Raw genomic sequence first — 11,395 nt, 5'->3', positions numbered from 1 at the left:
CCTCTTTCGCTGGGGGCGGGGAACGGGAGACGGTGTGGGTCGTGATGCCTTGGGGGAACTTGCCCTGGCCATTCGCTGCCTGGGTGTAGCGGCGCCGCTTGTCGGGCTATCCGAGTGTCCAGTGCTGGTTGGCTCCGCCGGTGCAGGTCCACAGTTCGACCAAGGCGCCGTTCGCGGTGGACGCGCCGGTCACGTCCAGGCACAAACCGGACCGTGCCTCGGTGATGGTGCCGCTCGCGTTCACATTCCACTGCTGGTTCGAGCCGCCGTTGCACGGCCAGATCTGCACCTTCGTCCCAGGACTGGCGCCTTGTGCGTTGGCATCCAGGCACATGGTCAAGGTATCGCTGTACACCGTCAGCTGACCGGAGGAGGTATGCGTCCACGACTGGTTGTCCCCGTGGTTGCAGGTGTAGATCTCCGTCTGCGTGCCCGCTGCTGTGCTGAGACCCGGTACGTCCAGGCACTTGCCGGCACCCACCGCGTGGACCGGCCGACCGACGGCAGTCGGCGTCGGCGAGGGGGACCCACCCGACGTGCTCGGTGACGGCGTCGAACCGTCCAGGGGCACGTACGGACACTTCGGCTGGTAGGCCGAGATGGTGGAGGGATCCGGCAGTGCCGGGCAGAGGAACTGCGTATAGCGGGTGTCGCTGTCCACGAACACCTTCAGCCAGGGGATCAGCAGCTTCATCTCCACGTTGTTCGGACGGGTGTAGTACACATGGTCCGCTCCGGCGATCTGTGCGAAACCGCTCTGCGTGGTGCTGGGCAGCGTGGCGTACAGACTGCTGAGATAGGAGGGGGTGACGACCGTGTCGTTCTGGCCGCCGATGACCAGAGTGGGCACCGTGTTGGTGGCCATGGTCAGGCCGTTGCCCGGGAATCCCGGAGCGAGGCCGATCATCGCCTTCAGCGACGGCTGGTGTTCCGCAGCGATGATCGCTCCGGCTCCGCCCGCGGAGTGCCCGAGTACGGACAACCGATTCGGGTCGACCTCCGCCTTGACAGGGCTGCGCGTGGTCAGCCAGTTCAGCCCTGCCAGCAGTTCGGCGGCCCGGGCGTCGGCGCCGTCGGTGCGGCTGTTGGTCTCGATGCAGATCACCACGAATCCGAACGAGGAGAGCCACGGGCCCATCCAGGCCTCCTCCTGGGCGCACAGTGCCGTGTAGCCCGGCACGATCGCCAGTGCCCCCCAAGTGCCCAGGGTCGTCTCCGTCGGGTAGTAGATCACCCCGCCATTGAAACCGTTACCCGGCGCCACACCCATCTGCGCAGTGGCGAACGGACCGCGCGAGGCCTCGATGCCGGCCACGGTGGGATCAGGGCCGCGATTGTACGGATTGCTCTGGGCGGCCCGCGGCGCGGCGGCGCCTGACGCCGGTGCCACCACGAACATCGCAGCGACGACCGCCGCGACGGCTGCCAGGGCCGCCACCGCCGCCATCCACGACCACCGCCTCGTTCTCACCCTCCCCGCTTCGGCGCGCCCTGGCGTTGATCTCGACATCGGCATGGTGAACCTCCCGACGGGAATAGCGAGAGTGCCTGAATGTTGGCGTGCACAAAGGAGTTGAGATAAGACCAAGCACTTCAGTGCTGGGATGTATGGCGCGTCGCGTCCACTGCGGGGTGAAGATGCCACAGCAATGCGTCAACTTCAAGGGCCAGTTCACCCACACAGTGAAGCGAGGAAGGCGATCAAGACAGTCGATCTTCCTAACAGAGATCCCATGTCAGCAGGATGGCCGTCAGCATCTGCCGGGGCCGCGCGATGCCGCGACGGAGTTCCTGTACCGGCGCCTGGCCGAGGCACTCGAAGACAGCGGCGGAGATCGAACCGCGGCCCGCGCCGCGCTGGAGCGCGAAGCGGTCACCGACGCCATGCATCTGCTCCGGCTCACACGCGTCACCGGTGGCCACGACCTGATCCGCTACCCGCTGCTTCCGGACCTTGGGATCCCACCGGCCATGAAACGCCGGCCCGCGCGGCGGACGCATCTCCACCGCCGTCCTGCGCGACGCCACCCACTGGGACGACGTGGTCACCAAGCTGGGCTACGAGCACCTGCGCCGCCACGACCTCCGGCACACAGGACTGACCTGGTTCGCCGACGCAGGCGTGCAGGTCCACGTCCTGCGACGCATCGCCGGGCACGGCTCCCTGACCACCACCCAGCGCTACCTTCGCCCCGACGTACACAAGATCACGGCCGCCGGGGCGGCGCTCTCTGCACACCTCAGCGTATTGCGCGCGCCCCGCGCTCGCTGCCGGGCCCGATCGTGGTGACGCTGACCTCGGTCAAGGACGCCGGTCCCCAGCTGGTCCCCAAAAATGATCAAGGGCCGATTTCGGATACCTCCGAAATCGGCCCTGACCTGTGACTGTCTCCAGTCGGGACGACAGGATTTGAACCTGCGACCCCTTGACCCCCAGTCAAGTGCGCTACCAAGCTGCGCCACGTCCCGCTGCGCTGCCGCGGTGAACCGCGTGAACGCGCAGGTCAACTTTACCGTACGTACACCGGTGTTCTCACCGGTGTCCTGCGGCCGTCCCGTAACCGTCCCTGTCGGCGCCCCCGTAGCTGTCCTTACGGCCGACCCTTCGCGGCGGAGGCGGCCCGGTGGATCCGGGTCGCCTCCGTGGAGGTCAGCCTCGGGTGCCCGGGGCCACCGGCTCCGGCTTCGCCGGTGTCTCGGAGGTGGCCTGCGGTGTCCCCGCGAGGCGTCGCGGGCGCTGCACCGGCACCAGCAGGGCCGCCAACGCCGCCGCAAGGCACAGGACCGCCAGCAGGGCGAAGCCGTGGGTGTAGCCGGAGGCGTACGGCAGGCCCGAAGGCTGGAGGTGGCCGGTGACCAGGACGCTGGTGAGGGCGGCGCCGATGGAGCCGCCGATGGTGCGGATGTTGGCGTTCATGCCGGTCGCTGCGCCGGTCTGGGAGGCCGGGACGCTGCCGACGATCAGATTGGCCATGGAAGCGAAGGCGAGGCCGATGCCAAGGCCGAACACGCCGGAGACCAGGGCGATCTGCCATTGCTGGTCGTGCAGGGCGGCGAGCAGGCCGAGGGCGAGGGCGCCGAGTGCGGCGCCGGCCGTCAGCAGTGCCTTCGCGCCCACGACGGGCTCCAGGCGGCCGCTCAGGATGCCCGAGAAGAACATCGCCACCAGCATGGGCAGCATCAGCATCCCGGAGGCCGTGACGCTCGCGCCGAAGCCGTAGCCCGCGGAGCTCGGCGTCTGGACGAAACCGGGCAGGAAGGACCAGAGGGCGTACATGCCGGCGCCGAACAGCAGGGCCGCGGTGTTGGTGGTCCACACGGCCGGCAGCCGCATGACGCGCAGGTCGATCAGCGGAGTGCGGGAACGGGCCTCGGCGAGCAGCCATGCGGTGAACAGGACGACCGCCGCGGCGAACAGACCGACCGTCTTCACCGATCCCCAGCCCCACACGCTCGCCTGACTCAGCGGCAGCAGCAGCGCCACCAGCCAGGCGGACAGCAGGCCGGCGCCCAGCCAACTGACCTTCCCCTCCGCCCGGTTGGGCGACTCGGGGACGTAGCGCAGGGCTATCAGAGTGGTGAGCGCCACGACGGCGACGGGGATCCAGAACAGCCAGCGGTAGTCGAGCGCGGACACGATCGGGCCGGCCGCGACGATGCCGACGCCGCCGCCCGCGGCGATCACGGCGGACAGGTTACTGATGCTGCTGCTGACCTCGGACAGAGCGAACTCGTCCCGGATGATGCCGAAGGAGAGCGGGAAGAGCGCGCCGCCGACGCCCTGGACGACCCGGGCGACGATCAGGGCGCCGATGTTCGGGGCGAGCGCGGCGAGCAGACAGCCGAGCAGCACGACCAGCAGGACGGAGACGAGGGTGCGCTTCTTGCCGATCAGGTCGCCGACGCGGCCGAGGATCGGGGTGAAGACGGAGGCGGACAGCAGATAGGCCGTCATCACCCAGGTCGCGGTGGACTGTGAGGTGTGCATGGCGTGCTGGACGGTCGGCAGGGCCGGCGCGATCAGCGACTGCAGCATGGCGAACACACCGGCACCGGTAGCGAGGACCGCGAAGGTGAGACGGGTGGACTTGCGGGGCATGAAGAGCCTCTCCGAACGAACGGGGTGCGGCCGAGGATCTCGGGCCACGGTCGTACGGACCCGGACTGCCGACGGGACGGCAGCGGGCACGCCGACGGCCGCGGTGGTGAGCGGTCGCGGAAAGGTGGTGGAGCTGGAAGTGAGGTGGTCGATACGGGGTACGTGGGCGGATCACGCGCTGCGCTGCGGCGCGGTCCGCGGAATCACCGGGTGTCGTCGTGTCGCGGATGCGTGCGGCCGCACGCATCCGCGGCGAGCGCACCCACACTGCTAAAGTGGAGGCACCCCTCCACTGTACCGGAGGCTCACCTCCGGTTCAACCTCGTACCGCCCCGGGAGGCAGCAGTGTCGGCCCAGCCGTTCCCCGTCCGTGAGCTCGTGGCGTCCAAGCGCCCCCATCGGAAGGACGCCGCGCGCAATTACGACGCCCTGCTGGCGGCTGCGCGCGAGGCGTTCGCCGTGCACGGCGCCGAGGCGTCCCTGGAGGACATCGCGCGTCGCGCGGGGGTCGGCATCGGCACGCTGTACCGGAACTTCCCGTCTCGCCGCGAGCTGTTCGAGACCGTGTACGCGGACGAGGTCAACGAACTCGTCCGCGTCGCCGAGGAGGTCGCCGGCCTGGAGCCGTGGCGGGCCCTGACCTCCTGGCTGGCCCGGTTCACCGGATACATGGTGACCAAGCGGGCCGTGCGCGAGGCGCTCGACGACGAGTCCGAGATCTTCGAGGCCTGCCGCGAGTCGATGTACGCGGCAGGCGGGCCGCTCTTCGAGCGGGCACAGCAGGCAGGCGTGGCCCGCAAGGACATGGACTTCAGCGACCTGCTGCGGATGGTCGCGGGCGTCACCGGGACGGTCTTCAGCGACGACGCACAGCGGGACCGGGTGCTTGCCATCGCGCTGGACGGGGTGCGCGCCGGGCGCTGAGCTTGCCCGCCGCCGAGGAGCTGCGCCGTACCTGACCGAGACATCAAGCGGTTCGGCGAGTACTCCACCCACGAGCTCGGCATCCAGCCCGGGGCATACGAACCGAAACTCGACGTCGACTTCACCCAGCTCCGCGACAAGGACCTGCGCGCCGAGGGCTTCGGGACAGCGGCCTGACCGGACGAGGCCTGGTGGGTTGACGGGCGCGGCCGGCCCCGGCGGTGGGGGTGCGCCGGGAATGTACCCCGGCGCACCCCCACCGTCGTGTGTCACCTCACGGCGTTCAGACCCTGGCCTCCAGCCGGGACTCGGCGACCGCGAGGCAGGCGATGGCCCCGAGCAGTACCCCTGTGCCTGCGACGGTTGCCGCGGTGAGCCGCTCGCCCAGGAAGAGCACCGCAAGGACGGCCGCGCTGACCGGTTCACGGAGCATCATCACGGACGCGGTGGCCGCCCGGACCGCAGCGACGCCCGCGAAGTACAGCGGATACGCGAGCGCCGTGGTGACCGCGACGACGTACAACATCAGCAGCGCCACCTCGGCCAGGTGCGCGCTGTGCGGCACCAGGCCCTCGTTCCAGGCGAGCGGCAGCATCAGGGCCGCACCGACGAGGAACGACCACACGGTGAGGGTGAAAGGGTCCTCGCCGGTGCCGTGCTGTCCGGTCCACCTCCCCAGCACATTGGTCACGGCGTACCCGGCGGCGGATGCAGCGCCGTTACCACGCCCAGGGGTTGCACGACCCCCGGCTCGTTGCCCAGCACCAGCACCGTGAGCCCGGCGAGCGCGCCGGCGACGGCCAGGGCACCGCCGCGGCCGACGCTTTCCTTGAGGAACAGGCGTCCGGCGGCGGCGGTGAACACCGGGGCGGCACCAAGCGTGACGATGGTGCCCACCGCCAGCCCCGTGTCCTGCACTGCCGCGAAGTACGCCGTCTGGAAGACGGCCAGGCCGGTGCCGGTACCGGCGAGTGGCGCGCTGGTGTCGATAGCGACCCGCTTAGCGGGCCGACGGAGGCGAGAGAACCGCGATGCACATGCGCTCCACCCTACCCGGCCGGGAAAGGGGCGCTCTCGCGTCTCTGACCTGCGGAAACGACCTGATCGCGACCGTGGGGCCAGAGCGGGGCGCCGGGCCGATTTCCGGGCAACGACCATGGGGAAGAGCGAGGAGGTTCCGCCGGGTTTCTCTACTGCGGGACGTCGATCAGGACGTGGCCCCGGCCGCCGGCGTCGATACGGTCGTGGGCCTTGGCGATGTCGGCGAGCGGGAAGCGGTCGCCGACATCGACGGTGAGGGCGCCGACGGCGGCTGCGGCGGTGAGATCCCGGGCGGCCTGGCGTCTGGCCTGGTCGGGGAAGTCGTCGCTGCCGAGCAGGCGCAGGGTCACGTTGTTGAACAACCACGTCCAGAACGGGATCTCGGTGCGGTCCTCGCGGGTGGCGTACGCGGCGATGGTGGCGCCGTTCGCGGCGACGGCGTCGTCCAGGTCGGCGTTGTCGGACAGGGCGACCTCGATGATCCGGTCCACGCCATGGGGTGCGTGGGCGCGGATCGCGGCGGCCGGGTCGCCGCAGTCGAGGGCGATGGCGTGGGAGACGACCGCGGGATCGATCCGGTCCAGGTCGGTGCCGCGCCGGACGGTGCCGATGACCGTGGCCCCGCCCCAGCGGGCGAGCTGGGCGGCCAGGGAGCCGACCCCGCCCAGGACGCCGTTGACGAGGACGAGTTGGCCGTCGACGGGGCCGTCGGCGAAGACGGTGCGGTGTGCGGTGATGCCGGGGATGCCCAGGCTCGCGCCGAGGTCGTCGGACAGGTGGTCGGGCAGCGGGACGGCGAGGTCGCCGGGGACGACGGTGTACTGGGCGGCGGTGCCGAAGGGGCGGTAGGACTGGGCGCCGTGCACCCACACGCGCTGCCCGACGCGGCGCGCGTCGATGCCGTCGCCGAAGGCGTCGATGATGCCGGCGGCGTCGCTGTGCGGGATCACCCGCGGATAGGGCATGGCCGAGCCGGTCCAGCCGCGCCGCTTCTTGGTGTCGCCGGGGTTGGTGCCGGAGACGGTGACGCGGACACGCACCTCACCGGGGCCGGGGGTGGGGTCGGGCACCTCACCGTACTGGAGCACCTCGGCGGCAGGGCCCTGCTGGTCGTACCAGGACGCAAGCATGTTCAGTCCTTCCGATCACGGGTGTGGGCCTGGGGGCGGGGATGCTCGTCCGCCCCTGGGATGGCGTCGCCGTCCAGGACCTCGTGGAGCCAGGCGCGTTCGGCGCGGCTGGTGGCGCGGGCGGTGAGCATCATGCCGCGGCGGTAAGGGTCGGTGACCTGCTCGGCGCGCAACGGTGTGTCGCCGTCGTAGAAGAAGCTGGCGGGAGCCTCCAGGAAGTCCAGGCGGCGACGCAGCACGGCGTGCTGCTCGGCCCGCTCGGGCAGCAGCGAGAGGAACGCCAGGATCACGAACCAGCGGGAGAAGTCGGTGATCTCGTGCTCGGCCGGTTTCCGCAGCCGCCGCAGCATGTCCTCGCGCCCCGCGTCCGTCAGGTTCAGCGCGTACCGGCCGCCGCCCGCCTCGGGTGCGGCGTGCCGCTCGATCAGCCCGGCCTTGGTCAGCCGGCTGATCGCCGGGTAGAGGGTGCCGTCGCTGACCGGACGGCTGTAGCCGGTCAGGTCCGTGATGCGGCGGCGCAGCTCGTGACCGGGCAGTGGGCCTTCGGCGAGGAAGCCGAGTATCGCGAGTTCCAGCATGACCCCAGGATCTCACATCGAAACGATGTGTACATCGTTTCGATGTTACGGTGAATTCGGAGGCGCCCTTTCACGCCGCCTGGAGGGCCGCCCCGGGCCATCCGCCCCGCACCCTGCCTGATCAGCCTCCCTCTCCGGAGCGCGGCATAAGGAAGAAGACCATGACTGCTGCTACTCCCCGCCAGGCCCACGTCGTCTCCGCCGACGGCACGAAGGTCGCCGTCACGATCACCGGCCAGGGCCGCCCCCTTGTCGTTTCCCCGGGCGCCCTCAACGCCGCCCAGGACTGGCAGATCCTCGCCGACCTGCTCGCCCCGCACTTCACGACCTACGCGATCGACCGCCGCGGCCGGGGCGCCAGTGGCGACAACAGCGAGCACACCATCCAGCGGGAGGCCGACGACATCGCCGCCGTCCTCGACCTCGCCGGCCCCGACGCGATCCTGCTCGGCCATTCCTACGGCGGACTGGTCACCCTCGCCCACGCCCTCAACCGTCCCCCGGCGGCGTTCATCCTCTACGAGCCCCCGATCCCGCTGGGCGGCCCCGTCGGCGGCGACGCGCTCGCGCCCTTCGAGAAGGCCGTCCAGGCCGGTGACCTCGACCAGGCCCTCACCCTCGGGCTGCGGAACTTTCTGAAATTCCCTGACGAGGCCATCGAGGAGTTCCGCCAGACCCCGTTCTGGGCCGTCCGCGCGTCCATGACCCCGACGTGGGCCCGCGAGATGCGCGCGATGGACAGCTTCGGCGATGACCTCGCCCGCTTCGCCGCCCTCGACACCCCGACGCTCCTCGTGATCGGCGAACTCAGCCCTCGCTGGCTGACCGATGTCTCCCGCCGCCTGCACCAGGCCCTGCCCGACGCCCGCCTCATCGAGATCCCCGGCGAAGCCCACGACGCCTTCCTCACCGGCCCCCACGCCCTCGCCGACGCCATCACCGCCTTCGCCGCCAGCCTGCCTGACTGAAGCCGACATCCCTGCTCTCACAAGCGACGGTTCCTCAAGAGGCCCCGAGTGACGCCGGCGACGTCGAGCGCCACCCCTGCCCCCGCCGACCGCGGCCCCGGCCAGCCGTGGCGTCCTGGTACCCCGGTCCCGCTCGCGAACGGAGACCGAGTAGGCGGCCAAGACACCTCGGAGCAAGAAGATCAAGTACTGGCGGCTTTTGGGCTTACCTCGGCGCTACCCCACTTTGGTTGACCCGCCGTTCCCGGCGCGCTCGCTCGGCTGCCTCGGCGGCGCGGGTGAACCGGCATGTTCAGCAGCGGGACGCACGGACATCATTCCGCCGGGAGCCGGTCGGGTTCGGACGATCAGGGCCGGCTGCTCATGCGCCGAGGTAGCGCAGGACCGCCAGCACCCGCCGGTTCGCGTCCTCGGACGCCGGGAGGCCCAACTTGCCGAAGACGGCGGTTACATGCTTCTCCACCGTGCCGGCCGACACCCCCAGCGTCTGGGCGATCGCGGCGTTCGACCGGCCCTCCGCCATCAGCGCCAGCACCTCGCGCTCTCGTGCCGTCAGCGTTTCGAGGGCGTCGGTCCGGCGGCCGGCACCGGCGAGTTGGGTGACGACCTCGGGGTCGAGGGCCGTCCCGCCCGCCGCCACCCGGGACAGGGCGTCGGTGAACTCGGCCACGTTGGCGACCCGGTCCTTGAGCAGATAGCCGACGCCGGCCGAGCCCGAGGCCAGCAGTCTCATGGCGTACTTGGTCTCGATGTACTGGGAGAAGAGCAGAACCCCGGTACCGGGACGCTCCCGCCGGATGTCGACGGCGGCGTGCAGGCCCTCGTCCGTGTGGGTGGGCGGCATCCGGATGTCGATGACTCCGACGTCCGGCCGGTGCTCGGCCACGGCCGCGCGCAGCGCGTCGGCGTCACCGACGGCGGCGCACACCTCGTGGCCGCGCTCGGTGAGCATCTCGGCCAGCAACTCCCGTAGCACCGCGGCATCTTCGGCGATCACGATGCGCATACGGGCATGCTCTCACGGCCTCGACCCCTGATCGTTGCTCACGCGTGCAGCGGCAACGCCACCGTCACCGCGGTCGGCCCGCCCTCCGGGCTGGTGACGTCCAGGGTGCCGTCGACCGTGCGCACCCGCTGCAGCAGGCCCGGGAGACCGCTGCCCGTGCCGAGCGTCGCGCCGCCGCGGCCGTCGTCCGTCACTCTCATCCGCAGCAGGCCCTCCTCCTGGCTGACGCCGAGGACCGCGCGGCGGGCACCGCTGTGTTTGATGACGTTGGTGAGCATCTCGGCGGCGCAGAAGTAGGCGATCGTCTCGATCGCCGGCGTGGGCCGCTCCGGGACGTCCACGGCCAGCTCCACGGGTACGGTGCTGCGTGCCGCCAGGGTCGCGAGCGCGTCGGGCAGGCCGTCGTCCAGCACGGGCGGGTGGAGGCCCCGGGCCAGGTCGCGCAGCTCGGTGAGGGCTTCGGTGGCGTTGCTGTGGGCGGTCTCGATCAGTCGGCGCAACCGATCGGGGTCGGCGACCGGTTCGCCTTCCGCGCCCAGCCGTTCCTTCGCCATGTCGAGGCTCATGGCCAGCGCGACGAGTCGTACCTGCGCGCCGTCGTGCAGGTCCCGCTCCAGCCGCCGCAGCCGGGCCGCGGAGTCGTCAACGGCGAGGGCGCGGGTTTCCTCCAAGTTCCGTACTCGCTGGGCGAGTTCACCGGGCCCCAGCAGGGCACGCACCAGCCAGCGGTCCACGGCGACGGTACCGCGGGTGACCCAGGGCGCCGCGAGGAGCGTGGCGACGCCGATGGCGGCGGCCACGAAGGTCCCGGCGAAGGTGGTGCTGTGCGGGGCACCGCCGCCGACCGGGATGGGGGTGATGGTCGGCGCGCCCTCCATGCCGTGCTGCGGCCGCTGGCCGAAGCCGGCCCAGCGCAGCGGCGCCGACAGGTTGAACAGGCCGGTGAACCACCAGGCCACGGCATACAGCTCCAGCGCCGCGACAGGCAGCTTGACCAGTACGTACGCCACCGAGCGCCATCCGGCGGCGTCCCGCAGCCGTGCGTCCAGCCGTGCGAAGGACTTGCCGGCGGGCCTCAGCGGCGGCGGTGCCTGCACCCGCTCCCCCAGCAGCCCTGCGGCCAGCCCGCGGTACACGGCGGCGAAGGCGCGGGCGAGAGCTGCCGAGGTCACGACGAGCAGCAGCCCGAGGACGGCACCGATGAGGGAGACGGTGAGGCCGGTGCCGAGGGCGAGCAGCACGAGGACGAGGACGAATCCGACCACGGCAACGGGGAAGCCGGCCAGACAGTACGCGGCCTCGGCCCAGGCACGACGGGTGAACGGGGCAGCCGGCACAGACCGCAACCGGCCGACGCCGGCTCCCGTCGGCCGCCGGGCCGCGGGAATCACGCCGGAGGCCCCAGCGCCACGGGCGGTCCGGCCCTTGGCGGGCGCGGCCGCGTCCTCGGCCGCGCGGCCGCCGGTCCCCGAACCGGCGCCGCGGGCGAAGCCGCCGCGCGTCGACGGAGGCGTCGCTCCCGCAGGTGAGTCGTGCATGGCTTCAGTGTCCCGTCCCCACGCCCACCGCGAGGCCGCTACGCATCCCTTCGCACCAACACCCGGCTGCCCGTACCGAGTACGACCACCACGTTCAGGCACCACACACGC

The 11,395-nt window shown here is 71.1% G+C and carries 10 protein-coding genes, 1 tRNA gene and 1 pseudogene; 3 read left to right on the top strand and 9 right to left on the bottom strand.

From position 1 onward, the window contains the following. Nucleotides 1-106: 106 nt before the first annotated feature. Both OOK07_RS38205 and OOK07_RS38200 read right to left on the bottom strand, forming a co-directional pair. Complete coding sequence (locus OOK07_RS38205) at nt 107-1,447, bottom strand: poly(ethylene terephthalate) hydrolase family protein (protein ID WP_406313026.1); 1,341 nt, start codon at nt 1,445-1,447, stop codon at nt 107-109. A gap of 272 nt (nt 1,448-1,719) precedes the next feature. Next, complete coding sequence (locus OOK07_RS38200) at nt 1,720-2,049, bottom strand: hypothetical protein (protein WP_266801078.1); 330 nt, start codon at nt 2,047-2,049, stop codon at nt 1,720-1,722. Between OOK07_RS38200 and OOK07_RS38195 the strand changes: the two genes are divergently transcribed. Then, a complete protein-coding gene (locus tag OOK07_RS38195) occupies nt 2,042-2,290 on the top strand; it encodes a tyrosine-type recombinase/integrase (RefSeq protein ID WP_266801076.1) in 249 nt (82 codons plus the stop codon). The genes OOK07_RS38200 and OOK07_RS38195 overlap by 8 nt on opposite strands. A 105-nt stretch (nt 2,291-2,395) precedes the next feature. Here the strand turns inward: OOK07_RS38195 and OOK07_RS38190 are convergent. Beyond that, nucleotides 2,396-2,469: transfer RNA gene (locus OOK07_RS38190), tRNA-Pro, on the bottom strand. A gap of 181 nt (nt 2,470-2,650) precedes the next feature. Continuing rightward, a complete protein-coding gene (locus tag OOK07_RS38185) occupies nt 2,651-4,099 on the bottom strand; it encodes an MFS transporter (protein ID WP_266801074.1) in 1,449 nt (482 codons plus the stop codon). Nucleotides 4,100-4,444: 345 nt separating this feature from the next. On the opposite strand from OOK07_RS38185, the gene OOK07_RS38180 reads away from it, so the two are divergent. Then, nucleotides 4,445-5,023, top strand: a complete 579-nt coding sequence (locus OOK07_RS38180; protein WP_266801073.1) for a TetR/AcrR family transcriptional regulator — start codon at nt 4,445-4,447, stop codon at nt 5,021-5,023. 283 nt (nt 5,024-5,306) lie between these two features. Here OOK07_RS38180 and OOK07_RS38175 read toward each other — a convergent pair. The 3 genes and pseudogenes from OOK07_RS38175 to OOK07_RS38165 form a co-directional block, all read right to left on the bottom strand. After that, a pseudogene (locus OOK07_RS38175) lies at nt 5,307-5,995 on the bottom strand (EamA family transporter); the annotation flags it as partial. A gap of 218 nt (nt 5,996-6,213) precedes the next feature. Beyond that, nucleotides 6,214-7,194, bottom strand: a complete 981-nt coding sequence (locus OOK07_RS38170) for an NADPH:quinone reductase (protein WP_266801072.1) — start codon at nt 7,192-7,194, stop codon at nt 6,214-6,216. A 2-nt stretch (nt 7,195-7,196) separates the two neighbouring features. Then, the gene (locus OOK07_RS38165; RefSeq protein WP_266801071.1) at nt 7,197-7,772 is read right to left on the bottom strand and encodes a PadR family transcriptional regulator; all 576 of its coding nucleotides are present in this window, start codon (nt 7,770-7,772) and stop codon (nt 7,197-7,199) included. A 161-nt stretch (nt 7,773-7,933) separates the two neighbouring features. Between OOK07_RS38165 and OOK07_RS38160 the strand changes: the two genes are divergently transcribed. Next, the gene (locus tag OOK07_RS38160) at nt 7,934-8,740 is read left to right on the top strand and encodes an alpha/beta fold hydrolase (protein ID WP_266801069.1); all 807 of its coding nucleotides are present in this window, start codon (nt 7,934-7,936) and stop codon (nt 8,738-8,740) included. Nucleotides 8,741-9,101: 361 nt separating this feature from the next. On the opposite strand, the gene OOK07_RS38155 is transcribed toward OOK07_RS38160, so the two are convergent. Both OOK07_RS38155 and OOK07_RS38150 read right to left on the bottom strand, forming a co-directional pair. Further along, complete coding sequence (locus OOK07_RS38155) at nt 9,102-9,746, bottom strand: response regulator transcription factor (protein WP_266801067.1); 645 nt, start codon at nt 9,744-9,746, stop codon at nt 9,102-9,104. A gap of 38 nt (nt 9,747-9,784) precedes the next feature. Continuing rightward, on the bottom strand, nt 9,785-11,284 hold the full coding sequence (locus tag OOK07_RS38150; protein WP_266801065.1) for a sensor histidine kinase: 1,500 nt from the start codon (nt 11,282-11,284) through the stop codon (nt 9,785-9,787). Between the last annotated feature and the right edge of the window lie 111 nt (nt 11,285-11,395).

Source organism: Streptomyces sp. NBC_00078, from assembly GCF_026343335.1.
In the GTDB taxonomy this organism is placed as follows: Bacteria; Actinomycetota; Actinomycetes; order Streptomycetales; family Streptomycetaceae; genus Streptomyces.
The sequence above is the reverse complement of the archived record's forward strand: the minus strand, read 5'-3'. Positions and strand labels throughout refer to the sequence as shown.

Excerpts from the sequence above, each read along its gene's own strand:
- OOK07_RS38165 (WP_266801071.1), bottom strand. The coding sequence starts at position 7,772 with ATGCTGGAACTCGCGATACTCGGCTTCCTCGCCGAAGGCCCACTGCCC.
- OOK07_RS38185 (WP_266801074.1), bottom strand. The coding sequence starts at position 4,099 with ATGCCCCGCAAGTCCACCCGTCTCACCTTCGCGGTCCTCGCTACCGGT.
- OOK07_RS38205 (WP_406313026.1), bottom strand. The coding sequence starts at position 1,447 with ATGGCGGCGGTGGCGGCCCTGGCAGCCGTCGCGGCGGTCGTCGCTGCG.
- OOK07_RS38170 (WP_266801072.1), bottom strand. The coding sequence starts at position 7,194 with ATGCTTGCGTCCTGGTACGACCAGCAGGGCCCTGCCGCCGAGGTGCTC.
- OOK07_RS38160 (WP_266801069.1), top strand. The coding sequence starts at position 7,934 with ATGACTGCTGCTACTCCCCGCCAGGCCCACGTCGTCTCCGCCGACGGC.
- OOK07_RS38150 (WP_266801065.1), bottom strand. The coding sequence starts at position 11,284 with ATGCACGACTCACCTGCGGGAGCGACGCCTCCGTCGACGCGCGGCGGC.
- OOK07_RS38155 (WP_266801067.1), bottom strand. The coding sequence starts at position 9,746 with ATGCGCATCGTGATCGCCGAAGATGCCGCGGTGCTACGGGAGTTGCTG.